At 69.3% G+C, this 21,758-nt stretch carries 17 protein-coding genes; 7 read left to right on the top strand and 10 right to left on the bottom strand.

Going from position 1 to position 21,758, the window contains the following annotated elements:
* Positions 1-56 precede the first annotated feature (56 nt).
* Together AC069I_RS26800 and AC069I_RS26795 are read right to left on the bottom strand one after the other, a co-directional pair.
* Positions 57-2,117, bottom strand: a complete 2,061-nt coding sequence (locus AC069I_RS26800) for a YhgE/Pip family protein (RefSeq protein ID WP_478224786.1) — start codon at positions 2,115-2,117, stop codon at positions 57-59.
* Entirely contained in the window at positions 2,117-4,813 is a 2,697-nt protein-coding gene (locus tag AC069I_RS26795) for an MMPL family transporter (protein WP_478266627.1), read from the bottom strand. Before AC069I_RS26795 ends, AC069I_RS26800 begins: the two co-directional genes overlap by 1 nt.
* Before the next feature lie 116 nt (positions 4,814-4,929).
* On the opposite strand from AC069I_RS26795, the gene AC069I_RS26790 reads away from it, so the two are divergent.
* Entirely contained in the window at positions 4,930-5,583 is a 654-nt protein-coding gene (locus AC069I_RS26790; protein ID WP_340685650.1) for a TetR/AcrR family transcriptional regulator, read from the top strand.
* Between the two features lie 4 nt (positions 5,584-5,587).
* On the opposite strand, the gene AC069I_RS26785 is transcribed toward AC069I_RS26790, so the two are convergent.
* Positions 5,588-6,073, bottom strand: a complete 486-nt coding sequence (locus AC069I_RS26785) for a hypothetical protein (protein ID WP_478266626.1) — start codon at positions 6,071-6,073, stop codon at positions 5,588-5,590.
* Between the two features lie 243 nt (positions 6,074-6,316).
* Here AC069I_RS26785 and AC069I_RS26780 point away from each other — a divergent pair, with 243 nt between their 5' ends.
* Both AC069I_RS26780 and AC069I_RS26775 read left to right on the top strand, forming a co-directional pair.
* Positions 6,317-7,057, top strand: a complete 741-nt coding sequence (locus tag AC069I_RS26780; protein WP_478266625.1) for a carbonic anhydrase family protein — start codon at positions 6,317-6,319, stop codon at positions 7,055-7,057.
* A 258-nt stretch (positions 7,058-7,315) separates the two neighbouring features.
* Entirely contained in the window at positions 7,316-7,756 is a 441-nt protein-coding gene (locus tag AC069I_RS26775; RefSeq protein ID WP_478266624.1) for a hypothetical protein, read from the top strand.
* Here AC069I_RS26775 and AC069I_RS26770 read toward each other — a convergent pair.
* The 4 genes from AC069I_RS26770 to AC069I_RS26755 all read right to left on the bottom strand — a co-directional run bounded on the left by AC069I_RS26770 (position 7,728) and on the right by AC069I_RS26755 (position 12,947).
* The gene (locus AC069I_RS26770; RefSeq protein ID WP_478224794.1) at positions 7,728-10,631 is read right to left on the bottom strand and encodes an AfsR/SARP family transcriptional regulator; all 2,904 of its coding nucleotides are present in this window, start codon (positions 10,629-10,631) and stop codon (positions 7,728-7,730) included. The two genes, AC069I_RS26775 and AC069I_RS26770, sit on opposite strands and share 29 nt — an antisense overlap.
* The gene (locus tag AC069I_RS26765; RefSeq protein ID WP_340685655.1) at positions 10,631-11,293 is read right to left on the bottom strand and encodes a response regulator transcription factor; all 663 of its coding nucleotides are present in this window, start codon (positions 11,291-11,293) and stop codon (positions 10,631-10,633) included. The genes AC069I_RS26770 and AC069I_RS26765 overlap by 1 nt, the downstream gene beginning before the upstream one ends.
* Complete coding sequence (locus tag AC069I_RS26760) at positions 11,290-12,456, bottom strand: sensor histidine kinase (RefSeq protein WP_340685656.1); 1,167 nt, start codon at positions 12,454-12,456, stop codon at positions 11,290-11,292. The genes AC069I_RS26765 and AC069I_RS26760 overlap by 4 nt, the downstream gene beginning before the upstream one ends.
* A gap of 119 nt (positions 12,457-12,575) precedes the next feature.
* A complete protein-coding gene (locus AC069I_RS26755) occupies positions 12,576-12,947 on the bottom strand; it encodes an MmcQ/YjbR family DNA-binding protein (protein WP_478224796.1) in 372 nt (123 codons plus the stop codon).
* 114 nt (positions 12,948-13,061) lie between these two features.
* Between AC069I_RS26755 and AC069I_RS26750 the strand changes: the two genes are divergently transcribed.
* From AC069I_RS26750 to AC069I_RS26740, 3 genes are read left to right on the top strand one after another with little or no spacing between them, the layout of a single operon-like run.
* Positions 13,062-14,270, top strand: coding sequence for an SGNH/GDSL hydrolase family protein (locus tag AC069I_RS26750; protein WP_478266623.1), 1,209 nt, complete (start codon positions 13,062-13,064; stop codon positions 14,268-14,270).
* Positions 14,271-14,308: 38 nt separating this feature from the next.
* Positions 14,309-15,694 carry an FAD-binding oxidoreductase gene (locus AC069I_RS26745; protein ID WP_478224798.1) on the top strand — a complete coding sequence of 462 codons (1,386 nt, stop codon included), beginning with the start codon at positions 14,309-14,311 and terminating at the stop codon, positions 15,692-15,694.
* Positions 15,695-15,720: 26 nt separating this feature from the next.
* The gene (locus AC069I_RS26740; RefSeq protein WP_478224799.1) at positions 15,721-16,983 is read left to right on the top strand and encodes a class I SAM-dependent methyltransferase; all 1,263 of its coding nucleotides are present in this window, start codon (positions 15,721-15,723) and stop codon (positions 16,981-16,983) included.
* 5 nt (positions 16,984-16,988) lie between these two features.
* Here the strand turns inward: AC069I_RS26740 and AC069I_RS26735 are convergent, their stop codons facing one another.
* From AC069I_RS26735 to AC069I_RS26725, 3 genes are all read right to left on the bottom strand, one after another.
* Positions 16,989-18,599 (bottom strand): thiamine pyrophosphate-binding protein, encoded by a 1,611-nt coding sequence (locus AC069I_RS26735; protein WP_478266622.1) that lies wholly within the window; start codon positions 18,597-18,599, stop codon positions 16,989-16,991.
* Complete coding sequence (locus tag AC069I_RS26730) at positions 18,596-19,372, bottom strand: cyclase family protein (RefSeq protein ID WP_478224801.1); 777 nt, start codon at positions 19,370-19,372, stop codon at positions 18,596-18,598. The genes AC069I_RS26735 and AC069I_RS26730 overlap by 4 nt, the downstream gene beginning before the upstream one ends.
* Positions 19,373-19,457: 85 nt before the next feature.
* Positions 19,458-20,246 carry a tyrosine-protein phosphatase gene (locus AC069I_RS26725; protein WP_478266621.1) on the bottom strand — a complete coding sequence of 263 codons (789 nt, stop codon included), beginning with the start codon at positions 20,244-20,246 and terminating at the stop codon, positions 19,458-19,460.
* Between the two features lie 243 nt (positions 20,247-20,489).
* Between AC069I_RS26725 and AC069I_RS26720 the strand changes: the two genes are divergently transcribed.
* Positions 20,490-21,734 (top strand): HNH endonuclease signature motif containing protein, encoded by a 1,245-nt coding sequence (locus AC069I_RS26720; RefSeq protein ID WP_478266620.1) that lies wholly within the window; start codon positions 20,490-20,492, stop codon positions 21,732-21,734.
* The last annotated feature ends 24 nt before the right edge of the window (positions 21,735-21,758 follow it).

The following is a 21,758-nucleotide window of genomic DNA, read 5'->3' as shown; positions in this document are numbered from 1 at the left end:
GACCTTCACACCTTGCCGAGTACATGAAGGCGGGCACGGGCGCCGGTAATGACGGCCTACGCCAGCCGAAGCTCCCTGCCCGGCAAGGAGCGCCGCCGGTCCGTCACCAGGATCATCGCCAGCGTCCCGATTCCCAGCCACACCACCAGCTGCACGATCCCCGACGCCAGGCCGTCCGTCCCCGTCAGCAGCGATCGCAGCGCGACCAGCGCGCCGTTGGTCGGCAGGATCCCCAGCACGGTCCCGAAGAAGCCGGGCACGGTCGAAATCAGCGAAGCGCCGACAGTGAGCACGAGAATCGCGAGGGCGGCGAAACGGCCAGGGCGTTTGAAGATCGCCACCAGCGCTTGGTTCACCACGGTGAACGTCCCCGCCGCGAGGACAAGGAGCACCAGCAGGGTCACGGCCTTTCCGAAACTCAGGCCGAGGAACGCCCAGAACACCCCGGTCAGGATCAAGGCGGTCAGCACCGCCAGCGTCGCACCGGGGACGGCCGCGGCGAGGATGATCCGCCAGCTCGGTTCGCGGGTGGTGAGCACGCTCGGCGGCACCGCCTGGATCACCTGGTACGTCGCCAGCGCGCACACCCACAGCGCCAGCACGAGGATCAGCGCCACCACGCCTTCGCCGAACGTTCCCGAGCCCGCCGTGTCGGCGATCGCGGGCGTGGCGGCGACCTGTTTGAGGTGATCGCGTTCGGCCTGGGTGTAGTCGGGCACCTTGCCCCGGCCGTCGTTGAGGCCCTTGGCCAACTCGGACGCGCCGGATTCGGCGCGCTCGGCGCCATCGGCGGCGGTGCGGGCACCGGTGGCGAGTTCACCCGCGCCGGTCGACAGGGTGGTCGCGCCACCGGCGAGCTGACCGGACCCGTCGGCGAGCTGCCGCGCACCCGAGTCGGCGGCCTTGACGCCGGCGTCGAGTTTCCGCGCACCGGCGGCCGCGGTGCCGATGCCGCCGGCGAGGTCCTTCGACCTGTCCGCGAGCTGCTTGTTGCCGTCGGCGACCTTCTGGGAGCCCGCCGAAAGGTCTTGCACCGCCTTCTTCGTCTGCACGACGGCGTCGCGGATCTCGGCGCGTTTGCCGTCGAGGATCGCGGCATCGGCCGTGAGCTTTTCCGAAGCGGCCTTCAGATCGGCGCAGAACTTGGTGTCCTGCTCGCATTTCTGCGCCAGCTCGGCGAACTTCCGCGCCGAATCGCCCGCCGTGGGCAGCGCGTCGATGATCCGCACGACCTTGTCCGCCAGCGGCGAGATCTTGTCGGCCAGCTGCTTGTTGCCGTTCGCGACCTGCTGCGCCCCGTCGGCCAGTTCTCTGGTCAGCCGGGGCAGTTGCGCGGTGTCCTTCTCCGCCTGGGTCAGCCCCGACGACAACTGTCCGGAGCCGTCGGCGAGCTGCCCGGTGCCGTTCGCGAGCTTACGGGCGCCGTCCGCCAGCTGACCGGCCGCACCGCTGAGCTTTCCCGCCCCACCGGCGAGTTCTCCCGCTCCCGCGGCCAGTTTCCCGGTTCCGTCGGACAACTGGCGCAGCCCGACGACGAGCTGATCGCCGCCGTCGGCCGCGGCCACGAGCTGCTGGTGAATCGACGAGAATCCGACGTACAGATTGTCCACATAGGTCTCGACGATCTGACGGTTCAGCGCGGTGAGCGTCGCGTTCGCGACTTCCCGGCTCGCCACCGGGTCGACGAGGCCGGTGCGCTGTGACGTCTCGACGCGCATGATCGCCTGCTTCGCGTCGAGCGGCTTCCCGGCCGTCGACGTGGCCTGCGCGGAGAAGTCCGGCGGGATGGTGACGACCGCCGAATACGTCCCGTCCGAGATGCCTTCCTTCGCGTCCTCGGCGTCGGTGAGCACCCAGGTGTACGCGGAATCCTCGCCATGCACGAGATTTCCGGCCAGCTCGCGGCCGAGCGGGATCACCTGGCCGTTCACGGTCACCGGCTCGTCGTTGTTGACCACGGCGGCCTTGGCCGCGCCATGGTCGCCGTCGGGCGACCAGAACGCCCACGTCAGACCGAGTGCGACGATCACCGGGACGAGCACGATCCCGAGCCAGGTCTTCCAGGTCAGCGGGCCGAAGGCGGCGGCACGGGCGGAGCCGGTGAAGAAGCGGGGCATCAGCGGACCTCGGCGGGGACGGGGGCGGGCGCCATGGCGAGGCCCGCGACGGCGGTGGTGGGCAGCAGATCCCGCACGATCGCGAGGCTCTGGCAGGACACGGCGAACGTCGCGGCCCTGCTCGCGAACGCCGCTCGCAACCCGGCGCGCTGCGCGGTGGCGACGACGGTGTCCAGGTCGTCGAGGAAGACGAGGCCGACGCCGTCGTCGAGCGCGCGGCGGACCTCCCCGGCCGGGTCGTCGGTCTCCTCGCAGGCGATGAAAGCGACTTTCCGCCGGACCGCGTGCGCGTGCTGTGGCAGCACCCGGCCGAGGACCTTCAGGTCACCGCGAACGTGCGGGACACGGCCGGCCAGCGCGTAGAGCAGGGCGCTCTTGCCCGCCGGGCCGGAACCGTGCACGGCGAGGATCTCCCCCGGGCCGAGGTGCAGTTCGACGTCGCGGAAGACGGTGCGCCCGCGGTCGTCGTCGACGCGGAGACCGGCGGCGCTGATCACTTCGGCCGAGCCGGGCGCGGGCCAGTCGGCGAGCCGCAGTTCGTGGACGAGACCGTCGCCCTCGGCGTCGAACACCGGGAGTTTGCGGTCCAGCCACGGCGGCAGCCCCCAGGCGCGCGGGCCCAGCAGCGCGAGGATCGCCGGGACGAGGGTCATCCGCACGAGGAAGGCGTCCACGAACACCCCGACGGCGAGGCTGAACGCGATCGGTTTGATCGTGGCGCTGCCGTCGGGCACGAACGCGGCGAACACGCCCAGCATGATCACCGCCGCCGCGGTCACGACCCTCGACGCGGACACGAACCCCGTCTCGATCGCCTTGTGCGCGTCGCCGTGGTGGACGTAGTCCTCGCGGATCCGGGACACCAGGAACACTTCGTAGTCCATGGCGAGTCCGAAAAGGACACCCATCAGGATGATCGGCAGGAAGCTGATCACACTGCCGGTGCGGGTCACCCCGAGCGCCTCGGCCAGATGTCCTTGCCCGAACACGAACGACGTGGCGCCGAACGCGGCGCCGATCGACAGCAGGTACCCGAAGGTGGCTTTGAGCGGGACGAGGATCGAGCGGAACACCATCGCCAGCAGCACCAGCGAAAGCCCGACGACCAGGATGCCGAACGGCAGCAACGCGTCACCGAGCTGCGTGGACACGTCGATGCCGACCGCGGTGAACCCGGTGACCGCGGTCTGCACGCCGTACCGTTCCTTGAACTGCCCTTCCATCGCGCGCAGTCGTTCGACGAGGTCGTCGGTCGCCTCGTCGTACGCGCCGGTCGTCGGCACGACCTGGATGATGGCGGTGTCGCCCTTGGGGTTCGGCGTGGCGAGCGGGACGACGGCGACGCCGAGCACCCCGCGGATGTCGTCGGCGATACCGTTGGTGATCCCGATCGGGTCGGTGGTCGACAGGATGTCCGCGGTGACGACCAGCGGGCCGTTGAAGCCGGGCCCGAAATGCTCGGCGACTACGTCGTAGGCGACGCGGGCAGGCGTGCCGTCCTCGTCGGTTCCGTTGTCCGGCAAGGCGAGCCGGAGATCCAGCGCGGGCGCCGACGCGACCGCGAGCACCCCGACGATCAGCGCGATCGTCACCCACGGCGATTTCGTGGCGAGCCGGACCCAGCGGAGGCTGAAACGCGGCTTCTTCTTGGTCTTCCGTGCCTTGCGCGGTTTCTTGGGCCGCAACCGCTCGCCGGCGAACGCCAGCAGCGCGGGGATGAGCGTGATGGCCACGATCACCGCGACGGCGACACCGCCCGCCGCCGCGACACCCATCGTGGTCAGGAACGGGATCCCCGCGACGAACAGGCCCAGCAGGGCGATCACCACGGTGAGCCCGGCGAAGATGACCGCGGATCCCGCGGTGGCGGTCGCCCTCGCGATGGACTCTTCGACTTCGAGTCCCTCGGCGAGCTGATCCCGGTGCCGGGAAAGCAGGAAGAGCGCGTAGTCGATGCCGACGGCGAGCCCGAGCATGACCGCGAGCATCGGCGCCGTGGAGGACACGGTCGCCACCGAGGTCGCCGCGTAGACCAGCGCCACCGAGACCCCGACGCCGAGGATCGCCGTCAGCAAAGGCATTCCGGCCGCGATGAACGAACCGAACACCATCAGCAGCACCACGAGCGCGATGACGAGACCGATCCCCTCGGTGGGGCTGAGCTTCGGCACCTTGTCGGAGAACGCGTCGCCGCCGGTGAGCACCTCGGTGCCGTGGCCGATCCGGCTCTCCAGGTCCTGCGCGATACCGGCGAGGGCGGTCCTCGTCGACGGCTGGATGTCGGCGAGCCCGACGTCGAGCTGCACGGTGACCAACGCGGCGCGGCCGTCCTTGGATACCGCGTCGTGCACGTTCGGGTCGAAGGGGTTCACCACCGTCGCGACCTGTGGGGCCCCGCTCAGCTCGGGCACCGCGGCGGAGACGGAGTCGCGCACGACGGCGGCATCCGCCCGCTGCCCTTCGGGAACGAGCACGACCAACTGTGCCGAAGTCCCGCTCACCTGCGGGAAAACCCGGCCGAGGTGGTCGAGTGCCTCTTGGGACTCCGAGCCCGGGATCGCGAACGTGTCGTCGGTCCCCTGGCCGAACAGCAACGCCGCGCCGCCGGCGACACACAGCATGACCAGCCATAACGCGGTGACCAGCACGCGTCCGCGAGCGGCCAGCCTGCCGAGGCGGTAGAGGAATGACGACACGATCGGCTCCCGGCAGTCGTTGGATACATGACGTATCGTAATGCACGGTGTATCCGATTCACGATGTATCCTGTCCCACAGCCGGGTGAACCGGGCCGATGCGAAAGAATGGCGAGATGACCGAGGAGCGGGGCGCCACCATGACCAGGCGCCGGGCGGATACCCGCCGACGGCTGATCGACGCGGCATACGAGGCCTTCTCCGAACGCGGCATCCGGGACACCCCGGTCGAGCTGATCTGCGAACGCGCCGGCTTCACCCGCGGCGCCTTCTACTCGAACTTCAGCTCGAAGGAAGACCTCTTCCTTGCCTTGTTCCAGGAGGAGAACACCCTCCGGCTCGAACGGTTCCGCGAGGCCACCGAGAGCGTGCTCGGCGAGGCCGCCGTCGGCGCGCACGAAGACCTCTCCCCCACCCTCGGGCGGATCGCCGAACTGTTCATGGTCGCGCTCAACGCGGACAAGGACTGGTACCTGCTGTGCGCGGAATTCCGCACGCAGGGCCTGCGACAGCCGGAGATCCGCGACCGGATCGGCGCGGCGTTCCGGCATTTCCACACCGAACTGGGCGCGATCCTGGTCGGCACGCTCGACCGGATCGGCAGGCGGCTGACGATCTCCGCGGACGACGCGGTGCTCGTCCTGGTCGCCCTTTACGAGCAAGGACTGCAGAACTACCTGCTGGACGGCAGCGAACTCCCCGCCGACGGCCGGTTCGTCAGCGAGCTGATCCCGAAGGTGATGGCCTCGCTCATCGTCCCGGCGAACTGATCCTTCAGCACCGGGGCGGGAGCCAGCCGGGCGTGGTCACGACCTGCTGCGGCGCCACCGCCGGTTGCGAAGTCCCGAAACCGAACCCGACGAGCCCACCGGGGCAGACCCGCACCGCGCCGGGCCCGCCCTGGGTGCCGGATTCGCGCCACGCGACGGGATCCAGCCCGACGCGCCACACCTTCCAGAACGGCGCGCCCCGCCGATGACCGGCACAGGCATCGTCGCCAGGAAGACCTTCGATGGCGCAGACGTAGCGAGAATCCCCATACGGTCCGGTTCCGCTCCCCAGCCGTACCGCGAGCCCGGAACGCTCGAGCGCGGTCCGCGCGTCACCGGGTGAGCCGGGCACGCATCGCACGAGCACTCCGGCCGCCATGCCGACCGCGACGGTCACCCCTTCGGTTCCCGCACAGGCACCGGTTCGCGAAACCGGGTCCACGGCGGGAAAAAGGGTCACCAGAGCGAGAAGCACAGACAAGATCGACACTTGCCAAAGACTACGGGTGTCCGGCCAGATGCGCACAGTGACCATCTCGGGGAACGCCGACACGAATCACATTCCGTTTCGCACGAAAGGAGAGAATATGTCGGAAATTGGCCCGATCAGGGGGCTTGCGCGTTCTTCGGCACAGGAAAAAGATGTGTTCTTCTCGTCCGTGCCACTACATCGGGTGCGGCCGAATTTGCCCGGATGATCATAGTTCGTCCGGGTCCTCGAAAGGTTCAGAGCGTGACGCGCAGGCGCCTTACCGCATTCGTCGTTCCCCTCGTCCTCACCGGATTCCTGCTCGCCGCGGGCGGTACCGCCCAATCGCGTCAGCCGTGGCAGAGCCCGGTCGACATCTCCCCTGGCGCCATCAGGTTCGATCCCGCTCAGCCGAGGCTGGAGATCTCCTACGGCCATTCGGATCTCGACCTCGAATACATCCGGAAGGACACCTCGGACACCAACGGCTGCGGCACGAGGAATCACGAAGAAACCGAAGAGGCCGTGGTCCGGCCGGGCACCGGGCACGTCACGCTTGCCGGGGTCCGCTACGAACTCGAACAGTTCCATTTCCACACTCCGTCGGAGCACCGTTTCCAGGGCCGCGCCGATCCGTTGGAAATGCATTTCGTGCACCGCGGCGCCGCCGGGAAACTGCTGGTGATCGGCGTTCCCCTGCGCGCGGGCGCCGGGTCGCCGGTGGATCGCGTCCTGGCGACGCTCGCACCGGAATGCGGCGAACCGGTGGCGCTGGCGGACTTCGACCTCAACACGCTCCTGCCGCGGAACAGGAGCACACTCCGGTATGAAGGCTCGCTCACCACGGCGCCGTTCTCCGAAGGCGTGCAGTGGTTCCTGATGTCCGAGCAGACCGTCTCGCCGTCGACGATCGCGCGGTTCCGGGGGCTGTTCGGCGACGGCAACGCCCGCGAGCCACAGCCGCTCAATGGACGGAAGTTGACCGTCGTACCGCAGAGCTCGTGAGTGGTAATGACGGTTAGAACCAAGGGTGTCTCAGTGCCTGCGGTTGATCCCGGGGGGCTGGGTCCGTGAAGGCCTCCTTGCCTACCTTGAGGGTAGGGAAGGAGGCCTTCACCACCTTGGTGACCGGCCACGCCAGCAGGTCACGCGGGTCCGAGTACCGATCGGTCAGGTCTCGTTTCATCGGGATTTCATGGCTCCGCTTTACGGTTCCGGGCACGGATCCGCGGCCGCGGACCGGTGGTCCACGAGGAGACGTGCATGAGCCCGGCGAGCCGGACCCCCTACAACATGGTGCTGCCCAGGGACGACTCGTCGAGTCCCGGGGAACGGGACCGGCTCGTCGGACCGGGCTGGAGCTGGGCCGCGTTCTCCACGCCGTGGGCCGACGGCCGCCCGTCGCCGAAGTACCGGTGGACGCTGTTCGAGACGGCCGCCCACGCCGTCGAAGACCTCCGTCGCTGCCTCGACGACGGCAACGTCGGCAGGCGCGGCGCCCTCTGCTCTTCCGTGCTCCGCAAGCGCGGGGCACCGCGGGAACTGGTGCTGTGCGACGGCGCGGAATGGGCCTGCGTCGTCCACGAGGTCCGCGCCGGGGTGCACCTGGCCGACGCGGCCGACGCCTACTTCGCGCGCTGGCGGACGAGCATGGCGGGGCACCGCTTCACGATCATCAACGGCGGCGTACCGACTGTCTGGTGAGGTCCAGACCTTCCAGCGCGAGAGTGCGCTGGAGGGAATCGCCGTCGGGTCCGATGGTGGTGAGCACCCACTCGAAGTGTTCCCTGGCCGCCACCGGATCACCCGCGGCGAGATGGGTGCGGCCGAGCCGGTTGCGGATTTCGGACTCCATCCCGACGATCGTCTCCTCGGTGACCGCCGTCAGCGCCCGCCGCTGGAGTTCGAACGCCGCGTCGAGGTTCCCCAGCTCCAGTTCCGCGGCGCCCAGGCGGGCGAGAGCGGTCGCGGTCAGCAGCCCGTCCGTGGTCTCCTCGGCGAGTTCGACGGAGCGCCGGAGATCCAGCGCGGCTTCGGCGAACCTGCCGGTCTCCAGCCGGACGGTGCCACAGTGGCACAGCACCCTGGCCAGCATCCCCGGACTGCCGATCTCCTCGCTCAGCTCACGAGCGCGGCCGAGGTGGACGAGCGCCTCTTCGTGCTCGCCCTGCAGGTAGGCGAGATACCCCAGGGCGGACAGCGACCGTTCGGCGAGCCAGCGGTCCCCCACCTCCTCGGCGAGGATCATCACCCGCCGCATCCCGGAAATGGCGAGATCGTGCCGCCCGGCGATCAGATCCGCCATGGTGAGCCCGCCGAGCGCCCGCGCCTCCACTCCGCGGTCGCCCGATGCCTGGCCCGCCCGCAGCGCGTCGTCGAACCAGCCACGAGCCCGGTCGAGTTGCCCTTGCATGGCATAGGCGTAGCCCAGGCAGAACCGCAACGACGAGACCAGGCGTTCGTCTTCGGCCTGTTCCGCGAGCGGCAGCGCGACCTGCAACGCCGTCCGGCATTCGTGGTACCGCTGCTGACGCGCGAGATAGTCGACCAGGCCCTCGGCGACCGAGCAGGCGAGGTCGGCCAGCCCGGCTTCGGCCGCTTGTGACACGACCTCCGGCAGGTCGCCGGCCGCGTCGAGCCAGGCGGAAGCGTCACGCTGCCCGGTGAACGGTCCTCCGGTCTCCACCGGGAATCGCGCGACACCCCACTCACTCGCCCGTCGAGCGGCACTGAGGTAGAGCCCGTACACCCGTTTCCGAGCCGCTTCGGCGGCGCCTTCGGGCATCTCCCCGGCGAGCCGCCGGGCATAGACCGCCACCAGATCGTGCAGTCGGTAGCGTCCGCTCGCGGGCTCCTGCACGAGGCTGGCGTCGACCAGGCTTTCCAGCCGCCGCTCGGCTTCGGCGGGCGAGCAGTCCAGCAGGGCGGCGACCGACAGCCGGTCGAATTCGGTCGTCGGCGACAGACCGAGCACGCTGAACGCGGTCTGCTCGGCGGGCCGCAGCTGGTCGTACGACAGACGCAGCGCCACCTCGACACTGCGATCCTCGGCCGTCAGTTCGCCGAGCCTGCGCTCGTCGTCCGACATCCGGTCGACCAGATCCTTGAACGTCCACATCGGACGGTTCTGCAACCGGGCACCCGCGATCCGCAGCGCGAGCGGCAGCCGACCGCACAGCCCGGCGAGCGCGCGCACGGCGAACCGCTCCCCTTCCGCCCTCGGCGCCCCCACGATGCGGCTGAGCAGCCGCTCGGCCGCATCGAGGCCCAGCGCGCCGAGGGAAATACGGCGGTCGGCGTCCAAACCGGACAGACGACGACGGCTGGTCACCAGCACGCGGCTGCCCGGCCCGGACGGCAGCAGCGGCCGCACCTGCCCGGCGGACTCGGCGTTGTCGAGCACCAGCAGCAACCGCAGCTGCGCGGTCGCCGCCCGCCACGACGCGGCCAGTTCGTCGAGATCGTCCGGCATCGCCCCGTCCTCGACCCCGACCGCGCGGAGCAACCGCCGCAGCGCGCGCTCCGGCGCCACCGGCTCACGGCCTTCGGTGTAACCGTGGAGATCCACGAACAACGCACCGTCCGGATAGGACTCACGGAGCCGGTGGGCCGCACGCACCGCGAGGGTGGTCTTCCCGGCACCGGGGACACCGTCGACGGCGTCGACCGAGACCGACTCCGGATCCCCCTCTTCGACGAGCAGCGCGAGTTCCCGGTCCCTGCCGACGAGTTCGCCGTTGACGGCGGGCAGTTCGTTGCGGATCCGGCGAGACGGCTCGCGGCGCGGCGCGACACCGAGCAGCGTCTCGTCGCCGCGCAGCACCGCATCCTGCACCTGCCGCAGCTCCTCACCCGGCTCGACGCCGAGCTGCTCGATCAGCCGCTCGCGGACGTCGGTGAACACCTCCAGCGCCTCCGCCTGCCGCCCGCCGCCGTAGAGCGCCCGCATCAGCAACGCGGCCAGCGGCTCGCTCGGCGGGTCGGCGGACACCAGCGCCGACAGCTCGCCGATCACCTCGTCGAACCGCCCGAGTTTCAGCTGGGCCCGCAGTTTCCGGCGCAGCAACAGAAGTCTGCGTTCCTCCAGCCGTCGCCGCTCGCCTTGGACGAACGCGCCGGGCAGCCCCGTCAGCGGCTCGCCGTGGAACAGCCGGAGCGCGTCGGCGAAGGTGTCCACCGCGGCGACGAGGTCGCCCGACTCCTCGGCGGCGGCCGCGACGGCGGCGACCTCCTCCAGCCGGACCACGTCCAACCGGACCCCGCCGCTGGCGAACCGGTAGCCACCGCGATCGGACACGATCACCGAGTCCCGCGGCTTCTGGCCCGAGGTGTCCAGGCATTGCCGCAGCCGCCGGACGTACACCGGCAGCACGTTGGACTCCGGCGGCTTTTCCCAGAGCCCGTCGGTGAGTTCGTAGTGGCTGACGGTCACGTCCGGGCGCAGCAGCAGCGCGGCCAGCACGGCCTGCTGCCGGACCGGCCCCAGATCCAGCCGGGTCTCCCCGTGCCAGGCCCGCAACGGGCCGAGCAGTTCGAAGCGAAGTCGCGAGTCCGGCATGATCCCCCCATCGTTGCGCATCAGCCCGGCACCACGATCCCGTGGTCGAACGCGTACACGATCGCCGCCGCCCGGTCCCGCAACTGGAGTTTGGTGAAGATCCGGCCGATATGGCTTTTCACGGTCACCTCCGAAATGACAAGCGTCGCGGCGATCTCCGCGTTGGTCAGCCCGCGGCCGATCGCCCTGAGCACGTCCTGCTCCCTCGGGGTCAGCAGCTCCGGTGAGCGTCCGCCACTGCCGTTCCCGGCGGCCTGCCGGTACGCGGCGAGCACCCGCCCGGTGACACCGGGGTCGAGCCACGCGTCACCCGCGGCGACCGCCCGCACGGCCCGGATCAGGTCCTCGGCCGGGGAATCCTTGAGGACGTACCCGGCCGCGCCCGCCCGCAGCGCGTCGGCCAAGAGGTTGTCGTCGTCGAAGGTGGTCAGCGCGAGCACCGGCGGATGCCCGCCGGACCGCCGCAGCCGCCTGGTCGCCTCGACGCCGCCGACGTTCTTCATCCGCAGGTCCATCACGATGACGTCGACCTCGTGCGCGGCCAGCGCCGCCGGAACTTCCGAACCGTCGCCGCATTCCCCCGCGATGACGAACCCGTCGCGGCGCCGCAGGATGCGCCGCAGCCCGGACCGGACCAGCTCCTGGTCGTCGACCAGCAGCACCTGGATCTCGGCGGCGGTCACGGCTTGCCGCCCGGCACGGTGACCTGCACGATCCACTGCCTGCCGCTGGGCCCGGCACTGAGATCGGCGCCGAGCTGGGCCGCGCGGACGGCCATCCCCGCCAGTCCCGAACCGTCCTCCGCCGCGCGCCGGACGGTCGCGGGGAGGGTGTTGCTGACGATGAGCTTCAACCCCGAACGGCCGGCGTTCAGCCGGACCTCCGCGGTCGCGCCGGGGGCATGCTTGACGACGTTGACAAGTGATTCCTGCACGATCCGGTAGAGGCCCAATCCTTCCGAGGCGCCTACCCGGCCGAGGTCGCCTTCCTGTGTATAGCGCACCGCCAGTCCGGCGCTGCGAGTGCGTTCCACCAGCGTCGCGATGTCCTCCACCCCCGGCAGCGGGGCGCTGCCGGACGGGGAATCGGCGAGCAGACCGACCGTGCGGCGGATGTCGGCCATCGCGGCCCGTCCCACCTGTTCGGCTTCGGTGAGCGCTTCGATCGCCTCGTCGACGTCGCGGTCCTGCTGCAGCGCGTGCCGGGCGCCGGTCAGATGCAGCAGCGTGATGCTGAGCGAATGGCCGACGACGTCGTGCACCTCACGCGCGATCCGCTGGCGTTCGGCGAGCAGGGCCTTGTCACGGGAAGCGTCACGGTTGCCGCGTTCGGCGTCGAGCACCCTGGTGTACCAGCGGACCATGAGCCCGCCGCTGAGGCCGAGCAGGATCGCGACCATGTACACCGGCCCGCCGATCAGCCCGCCCCAGATCCCCGCCACGACCAAGACCGCTTCGCCCACGATGGTGACGAGGGCGATGCCCCACGTCGTCCGCAGGACACTGCCCGCTTCGGTGGCCGCGACCAGCAGCAGCAACGGCGCGAAATCCGGCAGCACGGGCTCGATGAGCAGCACCGAGGCGGCGATGATCAGCGCCGTCATCCGCACCCACGGCATGATCCAGTCGGTGACCACCCAGATCACCGACGGCGCGATCACGATCAGACCGGCCAGCGCGATCGGCTCGGGCGGTAGCAGGGCGTCCCGTTGCACCAACGCGACCACCGTGAACACGAAGCTCACGGCGCTCGCGCACAACGCCCCCCACCACGGCAGGGTCAGCCCGGCCCGGGTGAGACTCGCCTGCACCCGTGCCCGGAACCGGTCCCGCAAGATCTCCAGCACGGCATCAGCCTAGGAAGTCCCGCTGAGCGCGTCATCGTGCGGCGGGCGGCACCCGTCTCCGCCCACGGTAGGAGGCCGGACGAGCACGGTCGGATGAAATCCGGATGAAACCCCGGCGCTCATTCCTGGCTGAGCGCGACCCAGTTCAGTTTCTCCTGTTCTCGTTTCGGCAGGCCCGCGACGACGAGGTCGTAGGAGTCCTCGGTCAGCTCCCGTACGAAGTCGTCGGTCAGCGAGCCGTCCAGCTCGACGGTGTTCCAGTGCCGTTTGTTCAGGTGGTAGCCGGGGACGATGGCCGGATGCTCGGCACGCAGCCGGACCGCCAGATCCGGCTCGCATTTGAGGCTGATCCGCAGCGGCTTCGCCTTGAGCGGGCCGAGCGCGAAGATCTTGCCCGCGACTTTGAACACGCTGATGTCCTCGCCGAAGGGGAACTCCTCCCGGGCGCCGGGGAAGCCGAGGCAGATCTTCCGGAGAGCGGCAGGTGTCATGGCGTTCAGGCTAACCGCCCCCTCCGACAGAAACCTGTCCTGTCCAGGGCGTTGACCGGTTGTCGGTGATTCCTTGACGATGAGTGGAGCCGACTGGGTGGAGGCGGAACCGACATGCGCGTGAAGTATCTCGCCATCGCGGGAATCCTGGTGCTGGGCTTGATGCCGGGTGCCGCGGCAGCCCAAGTGCGGAGCCCTGCCGGCAGCGGCTGGGTGGGCACCTGGGCGGCGGCGCCCGCGGCCGGGGTGGCCGGGACCGACAACGGCTACCCGAACTTCTCGATCCGCAACATCGTCCACACCAGCGCCGGCGGGCACGAGGTCCGCGTGCGGCTGTCCAACGCCTTCGGCCGGACTCCGGTGCTGTTCGGCCGCGTGACCGTCGCGGTCGCCGCGGGCCCGGACACCCCGCAGGCCGTGCCCGGCACGATGCGCACGCTGACCTTCGGCGGAGATCGCGAGGTCACCGTGCCGCCGGGCGCCGACATCGTCAGCGACGGCGCGGCGCTGACCGTGCCGAGGGACGGCGACCTCCTGGTGACCACCTACACCCCGACGCCGTCGGGTCCGGTCACCTACCATCCGCTCGCGATGCAGAACTCGTACTTCACCCGGAACGGCGACAAGGCGGCCGACGAGTCGGCGGCGGCGTTCCCGGAGAAGACCGCGGTCTGGCACTACGTGTCCGGTGTGGACGTCCGCGGCACCGGGTTGCGGGGCAGCGTCGTGGCGATCGGCGACTCGATCACCGACGGGGCGAATTCGACCTGGGGCGCGAACCTGCGCTGGCCCGACCAGCTCGCCGACAAGATCAGCGCGCGCCTCGGCGTGCTCAACGCCGGGATCAGCGGGAACCGCCTGCTGCTCGACGGCGGCAACTACGGGGTCAACGCGCTGGCCAGGCTCGACCGGGACGTCCTGAACCAGTCCGGCGTGCGGACGGCGATCGTGTTCGAGGGCATCAACGACATCCAGCAGACCCCGCACCAGGCCGATCCGAACAAGATCATCTCGGCGCTGAAACAGATCGCGACGAGGGCGCACGACCGCGGCCTGCGGGTGCTGGGCGCGACGATCACGCCGTGGAAGGGCTGGGGTTCGTACACTCCGCAGCTCGAAGAGACCCGGCAGGCGGTGAACCGGTTCATCCGGACCAGCAGGCACTTCGACGGATACATCGACTTCGACGCGGCGATCCGCGACCCCGCCGATCCGCGGCGGATGAAACCCGAGTACGACTCCGGCGATCACCTCCATCCCGGTGACAAGGGCTTCACCGCCATGGCGGACGCCGTCCCGCTGCACCGGCTCCGGCACGAATAAGGGCTGCGCCAGGCGGTTCCGTGGGGCACGATGAACAGATGGCGAGCGGCGACAGCGGTATCCGGGAGACGGCGCGGCTGGTCCGGTTCGCCGAACACGAAGCGCGGGCGGAAACGCTCCGCGCGCAGCTCGCCGATCTCCACGGCACGATCCGGCTGGCGAAGCGGACGTCGAACCTGTTCCGGGCACGGAAGGCGACCAGCACTCCGGGGCTGGACGTCTCGGGATTCACGCATGTCCTCGACGTCGATCCCTTGGCGCGTACGGCCGACGTCGAAGGCATGGTCACCTACGAGCAACTGGTGGACGCGACCCTGCTCCACGGGCTGATGCCGCTGGTCGTGCCGCAGCTCAAGACGATCACACTCGGCGGCGCGGTCACCGGCCTCGGCATCGAGTCGTCCTCGTTCCGCAACGGGCTCGTGCACGAGTCGGTGCTGGAGATGGAGTTGCTCACCGGTGACGGCAGGATCGTCGTCGCGCGGCCGGACAACGAGCACAGCGACCTGTTCCACGGCTTCCCGAACTCGTACGGGACGCTCGGCTACGCGCTGCGGCTGAAGATCGAACTGGAGCCGGTCAAACCGTATGTGCGGCTCGACCACGTCCGCTACGAAGACACCGAGGAGTACTTCGCGGCACTCGGCGAAGCCTGTCGTAACGGGTCGGCCGACTTCGTCGACGGAACGGTCTTCGGGCCGGGCGAGCAGTACCTGACGCTCGGCACGTTCACCACCTCGGCGCCCGCGACCAGCGACTACACCTGGCTCGACATCTACTACAAGTCGATCCGCTCCCGCGAGACGGATCATCTGAGCGTCCGCGACTACCTGTGGCGCTGGGACACGGACTGGTTCTGGTGCTCGCGGGCGTTCGGCGTGCAGCACCGGCTCCCCAGGCTGCTGCTGGGAAGGCGGCTGCTGCGGTCTTCGGTCTATTGGAAGGTCGTGGCGCTCGACCGCCGGTTCGGGATCGCCGCGAAACTGCTCAAGCTGCGCGGGCTTCCCCCTGAAGAGACCATCGTCCAGGACATCGAAGTACCACTCTCGCGGGCGGCGGAGTTCCTGGACTTCTTCCGCCGCGAGATCCCGATCAGCCCGGTGTGGATCTGCCCGCTGAAGCAACGGCCGGGCGGCGTGAACTCGCCGCTGTACGAAATGGACCCCGAAACGCTGTACGTCAACTTCGGGTTCTGGTCCGCGGTCCCGCTGGACCCCGGCGAGGCGCCGGATACGCACAATCGGCTGATCGAGGCCGAAGTGACCCGGCTCGGCGGGCGGAAGTCTCTGTATTCCGACAGTTTCTATACCGAGGACGAGTTCTGGCAGCTGTACAACGGCGACGCCTACCGGAAACTGAAGACGGCCTACGACCCCGACGGCCGCCTGCTCGACCTGTACGCGAAATGCGTGCGGCGGCGGTGACCCGGGACTGGAGAAGAGAGACGACCATGGCTGAGACGACGACCGTCGGCGAGATCTTCGAGCGGTTGCTCGGCCCGAGCACCGAAGTGTCCATCACCGCCTATGACGGCAGCACGAGCGGGCCCGCGGGCGCACCCGTGTCGATCGAGGTGCGGTCGCCGCTGGCGTTGACGTACCTGATGTCGTCCCCAGGGGACCTCGGTCTCGCGCGTGCCTACGTCGCCGGCGCGCTCGACGTCGACGGCGATCTCTACACGGCGTTGCGCGCGCTCGTCTCCCAGGTCGATCAGCTCAGCGCCGCCGACCGGCTGTGGCTGCTGCGCAAACTCGGTCCCACGCATCTGCGCCGCGTCGCCCCGCCCGCGGAGGAACTGCCGAGCCGCCTCAAGCGCACGGTCGACGGGCTGCGGCACTCGAAAGCGCGGGACAGCAACGCGATCTCCAACCACTACGACGTCTCGAACCGGTTCTACGAAATGGTGCTCGGGCCGTCGATGGCCTACACCTGCGCCGCGTATCCGTCCGCCGACGCGTCACTGGAAGAGGCGCAGGCACACAAATTCGACCTGGTGTGCCGGAAACTCGGCCTCCGGCCGGGGATGCGGCTGCTGGACGTCGGCTGCGGCTGGGGCGGGATGGTGGAGCACGCCGTCGCGAACTACGGCGTCGAGGCGCTGGGCGTGACCCTTTCGCGTGAGCAGGCGCAATGGGCGCAGAAGGACATCGTGGCCAAGGGGCTCGCGGACAAGGCCGAAGTACGGCATCTCGACTACCGCGACGTCACAGAAACGGGCTTCGACGCGGTGTCGTCGATCGGGCTCACCGAGCATATCGGCGCCCGCAACCTGCCGTCGTACTTCCGTTTCCTCGCCGGGAAACTGAAGCCGCACGGGCGTCTGCTGAACCACTGCATCACCAACCCGGACACCTCCGTCGCGCACCGGTCACGCGGGTTCATCGACCGATACGTCTTCCCCGACGGGGAGCTGGAGTCCGTCGGGGAGATCGCCACCGCGATGCACGACAGCGGGCTGGAGGTGCGGCATTCGGAGAACCTCCGCGAGCACTACGCCACCACCCTCGGCGCGTGGTGCGCCAACCTCGACGCGAACTGGGACGCGGCCGTCGCCGAAGCGGGCGCCGGGCGAAGCCGCGTCTGGGCGCTGTACATGGCCGCGTGCCGTCTCGCCTTCGAGCGGCGAGAGATCGAACTGCACCAGGTGCTCGGGGTGAAGGTCGGCCCGGACGGTGACTCGGGCATGCCCTTGAGGCCGGACTGGGGCGTTTAGCGGGCTCAATGCCGGAAGGCTTCGGCGAGCCACCACGAGCCGCCGTCGTCGGCGATCTTGGCGTCGACGACGAGCGGCGCGTCCCGTGGCCCGCCGAGCCATTCCGTGACGGCGGCCAGATCCTCGACCGACCGCACGGTGATCCCGGCGCAGCCGAAACCTCGTCCGATCGCCGCGATATCGGTGTCGGGGAACCTGACCGTGCTCATGTCCGCGTCGCCGAAATGGTGGATCTCAGCGCCATACGCCGCGTCGTTGTAGACGATGACGACGAGCGGGATACCCAGTCGCACGGCGGTTTCCAGCTCGGAAACGGCCATGTGGAAGCCACCGTCACCGACCCCGACTACCGGCAGGCGCTCCGGACGGGCCAGCGCCGCGCCGATCGCCGTCCCGAGGCCGAGCCCGATGCTTTGGAACGCCTGGGTGAAGCAGAAGCCGTTCTCGTCGGGGACGGACAGGTACGCACTCGGGTAGCCCATGAAATTGCCGGAGTCGATCGAGACCACGCGTTCGGCGGGCAGGATCTCGTCGAGACGCCGGCTGAGCGTGCGCGGATCGATCCTCCCGTCGCCGGATAGGTCGTTATACGGCACGTCGTTCCACCGTGTGCTTTTGAGGGCTTCGCGGCTCCTTCGGTGGCCACGCCTCTCGAGTTCGGCGTGAACGTCCACGGCCGTGCTGGCGACGTCGGCGACGACGCCGAGGTCGATCGGCCGGTGCGCGCCGAGCGCGGCCTGGTCGACGTCGACCTGGACGAGCCGGGCCTCCGGGCCGAGGAGCGTGCCGTGCCGGGTGGTCCACATGTTCAGCGCGCAGCCCCAGCCGATCACGAGGTCTGCGTCCCTGATGAGTTCCGCCGCCTGTGGCGACGAAAAGCCGCCCGCGATCCCGATCGAGTAGGGATCGTCGTGGAAGAGGCCGTGCGCCACCGCCGAAGTCGCCAGCAGCGCCCCGGAAACCTCCGCGAGTTCTTTGAGCGGTGCAGAACCGGCCCGGGCACCACGGCCGGCGATGAATACCGGCCGCCGTGCTTCGACGAGAAGGTCCGCCAGTTTCGCGACCGCCTCGGCGTTAGGCCGGATCGGCGCCGGGCCAGGAATCTTCGGGACCGGGACCGCTTCTGGCGCTTCTTGGGCCTGGACGTCGAGCGGCAGGTTGAGCAGGACGGTGCGGCGCTGTTGCACCGCCGTCCGGTAGGCGCGGACCGTGTCGGCGACCGCGGTGGCCGAGCCGTGCACGCGCTCCGGCACGGCGCCGACGGCGGCCGCGAGCGCGTCCTGGTCCACCCGGAAGTTCGACAGCACCGCCGACGCCGCGGTGTCCCCGGCGAGGACTACCATCGGTGTCCGGCTCTTGGCGGCCTCGGTGATCCCGGTGAGCGCGTTGGTGAGCCCGCACCCCTGATGGAGGCTCAGCACCGACACGCGGCCGCTCATCCGCGCGTACGCGTCGGCCATGTTCGCCGCGCCGCCCTCGTGCCGAGCGGCGACGAACCGCACCCCGCCGGAACGTAATCCGTTGGTGGCCTCGAAATTGCCGCTGCCCACCACCCCGAACGCGGCACCCGCGCCGAGTTCCGCCAGCGTGCGTCCGACCAGCTCCGCGACGTTCATGCCCGTTCGACCAGCGCGTACACCCTGGCGGGGCTGCCGGAACCGCCGACGATCGGGAGCGGGCTGACGACGAGCAGCGATCCGGTGGGCGGCAGGCTCGCCAGGTTCCGCAACTGGGTCAGGCCGTGTTTTCCCGCGCCCAGAAGGAGTTCATGGCAGGGGAAGGCCGGTTCGAGTGCCAGCGCCTGCCCCGCGTCGGTGCCCACGGTCTCCACCCCGAACCCGGTGATCGGCGCCTCCTCCGCGAGCCAGCGAGCGCATTCCGCGGAGACGCCCGGCGAATGCGGACCGTTCTCGTCGTTGTTGAGGAAGGCTTCCTGATCATGCGAACGGGCGTCCCAGCCCGTGCGGTAGAGCAGCCAACCACCTTCGGGCAGCGGCCCGTTCTCACGTTCCCACTCGCGGATGTCTTCCGTGGAGAGCAGGAAATCCGGATCCTCGGCCGCGCGGGCCGTCGCGTCGAGCACCACGGCCGGGGCGACCAGCGTGCGCAGCGGCACCTCGGAGACGTCGTGGCCGTCCTTTCCCGACACCCAGTGCACGGGAACGTCGAGATGGGTCCCGGTGTGCTCGCCGGTGTGGATGTTGTTCCAGTACCAGCGCGGCCCGCGTTCGTCGTACCGGCTGATCTCCTCCAGGCCGAACGGGATCGTGTTCGCGAACGGCTCCGGCAGCTGGAGGATCGGGGTGCTCGCGCTCAACGGGGCGGTGAGGTCGACGACCTCGATCGTGCCCGTGGTGATCGCGGTGTTCAGCTGGGCCAACAACGACATGCGTGCCTCCCGGGAGTGACTGCGGCGTCCTGGGTCACTTTAGGCGGGTTTCGGGGGTGGCGGGATGGCTCGTTCTCGATCGGTGTCAGCGGGAGCGTGATCCCAGGAGTCTGCCGCGGATGCCGTCGAGGTCGGTGTTGCTGACACCGGCAGCGAGGAGATAGTGCTCGACGTCGAGGTCCTCGAGGGTGCCGAGGATGGCGGCTTGGGTCGTGGTGCCGCGATGGGTGAGGACGGACTGGATGATCGGTCCTTGGTCCTCGGTGCCCATCACGGCGAACAGGGTTTTCAGGGCCTCGGTGGACAGGTCGTAGTCCGTTGCGATGGCCTCCGGTCGGACGTCGGCCAGCGCCAACAGCAGGAGGGTGATCAGGCCGGTGCGGTCTCGGCCCGCGCCACAGTGGAACAGGACACCGCCGGGTCCGCAGTGGGCGAGCGCGGTCATGACAGCGGCGCAGCGGCCGGCTTTCCGTTCGAGGAAGGGACGGTAGTAGAGCGGACTGCCGTTGAGTTGCTCACTGTTGATGTGCTGCCAGAACTCGACGTCCTCGACATCGTCGAGGGGTACCTCGATGCGGTCGACGCCGGTCGGTGTGGTCGCGCCTGCGGTGGTGGCCGCGAAGTGCGCCGAGCCCGCCAGCGCTGTCGGGGACTTTGCTGTCGCGGGCCGGATCTCGTCGGCATTGCGCAGGTCGACGATGGTGCGGACACCGGATTGTCGCGCCTGGGACCAGCCCTCGTCGGTGACAAAACGAAGATCAGCCGCCCTGAAGAAGGCGCCGTAGCGCGTCGCATGGCCCGACCTGGTCGGCAAGCCGCCGAGATCTCTGGTGTTGTAGAAGCCTTCCCAGCTCACTGCTCTGCTCGAGCTCATGGTCGAGCATTCTTCCCTAGGCCCGCCGGTTAGAACACGCCCGTGACCTGACCAGACCACTCGCGCAGAGCAGCGTCACAGTGGGTCGGCCACGACCCCGACCGGGCTCAAGCGAATCAAACCTGAGCCGCGGACCGAGGGGCCAGTTAGCAATCACCGGCACGTCACACCACAGAATGCGAATGCAATTCTGGAGCACCTTTCACATTCGCACACATGTTCGAACGCTGGTATTCTTGCGGGGTGTCCAGCCAACGAATCCTCGAACCGCCACAAGAGCTGTGGCGTGCCGGTGCGCGCGAGCTCGCGCACGGCGTCGTGGAGCGATTGTCGGTGGCACGACAGGCTTTGGCCGAGGTCGGGCAGTTCCTGGCCGAGATCGAGTCCCGCGGTCCGATGGAGTTGTTCGGGCACGGTTCGACCGCGGGCTGGTTCGCCGAAACCGCCCGGATCAGCCCGAAAGAAGCTCGCGACACCGTGGCCCGCGCGCTGGCGGTGAACGAAAGCCGGAACCTGGACGGCACCCCCGCCCCCGCTTTCGCCCCCATCGCCGGAGCCGCCGCGGCCGACGGGGACCTCGGACACCAGCAACTCGACCCACTCCTGGCAGTACTGAAGAAAATCCCCGCCGACGTATCCGCCGAAGACCGATCCGGCGCGGAACAGATCCTGGTGAACCTGGCCCGCCACGCCGGGCCACAGCAGATCGTCAACGGCGGCACCGAACTCATGGCGCACCTGGATCCCGACGGCAACGAGCCCAAAGACGAAGACCTGAAGCCGCCGTCGCGTGAGGTCCATCTCCGGAAACGCGACGACGGCTGGTGGCGACTCAACGGCCTCCTCGACCCCGAATTCGGCGCCCGCGCCAACGCGTTGTTCGAAACCTGGGGACAACGAAGACCCATCGACGAAGACGGCAACCGCGACCCCCGCACCCCCGGCGAACGCCACGGCGACGCCCTGTTCGACGCCATCCACTACGCCATGACCAACGACAAAGCACCCACCCTCTCCGGGGATCGGACGACGGTGGTGGTCACCATCCCCCTGGAGACCCTGACCTCCGGACTGGGATCCGCCTGCGTGGACGAGGTCTCCCAGATCACCGCACGCCACGCCCGCATGCTCGCCTGCGACGCCAAAATCATCCCCGCCGTCCTCGGCACCGAAAGCGAACCCCTCGACATCGGCCGCGCCACCCGCAGCGTCACCCCCGCCCAACGCCGGGCACTGAACCTCCGCGACCACGGCTGCGCCTTCCCCGGATGCCACCGACGGCCCAAACACTGCGAAGCCCACCACATTCTGCCGTGGGGCCAACTCGGCGACACCGACCTCGACAACCTCTGCCTACTCTGCCGATATCACCACATGGTCATCCACGGACAATCCGGCTGGACAATCCACATGACCAACGGACGACCCGAATTCATCCCACCCCAATACCTCGACCCGCTACAGAAGCCACGCCACAACCACCGCTGAACCCGAAGAGCCCGCCGACCCCAC

This window comes from Amycolatopsis sp. NPDC043885 (assembly GCF_056435685.1).
This window is presented reverse-complemented; position numbering and strand designations above follow the sequence as displayed.

Coding starts and splice junctions, on each gene's coding strand:
- AC069I_RS26800 (WP_478224786.1), bottom strand. CDS start 2,117: ATGCCCCGCTTCTTCACCGGCTCCGCCCGTGCCGCCGCCTTCGGCCCG.
- AC069I_RS26790 (WP_340685650.1), top strand. CDS start 4,930: ATGACCGAGGAGCGGGGCGCCACCATGACCAGGCGCCGGGCGGATACC.
- AC069I_RS26775 (WP_478266624.1), top strand. CDS start 7,316: ATGAGCCCGGCGAGCCGGACCCCCTACAACATGGTGCTGCCCAGGGAC.
- AC069I_RS26770 (WP_478224794.1), bottom strand. CDS start 10,631: ATGCGCAACGATGGGGGGATCATGCCGGACTCGCGACTTCGCTTCGAA.
- AC069I_RS26755 (WP_478224796.1), bottom strand. CDS start 12,947: ATGACACCTGCCGCTCTCCGGAAGATCTGCCTCGGCTTCCCCGGCGCC.
- AC069I_RS26750 (WP_478266623.1), top strand. CDS start 13,062: ATGCGCGTGAAGTATCTCGCCATCGCGGGAATCCTGGTGCTGGGCTTG.
- AC069I_RS26745 (WP_478224798.1), top strand. CDS start 14,309: ATGGCGAGCGGCGACAGCGGTATCCGGGAGACGGCGCGGCTGGTCCGG.
- AC069I_RS26740 (WP_478224799.1), top strand. CDS start 15,721: ATGGCTGAGACGACGACCGTCGGCGAGATCTTCGAGCGGTTGCTCGGC.
- AC069I_RS26735 (WP_478266622.1), bottom strand. CDS start 18,599: ATGAACGTCGCGGAGCTGGTCGGACGCACGCTGGCGGAACTCGGCGCG.
- AC069I_RS26730 (WP_478224801.1), bottom strand. CDS start 19,372: ATGTCGTTGTTGGCCCAGCTGAACACCGCGATCACCACGGGCACGATC.
- AC069I_RS26725 (WP_478266621.1), bottom strand. CDS start 20,246: ATGAGCTCGAGCAGAGCAGTGAGCTGGGAAGGCTTCTACAACACCAGA.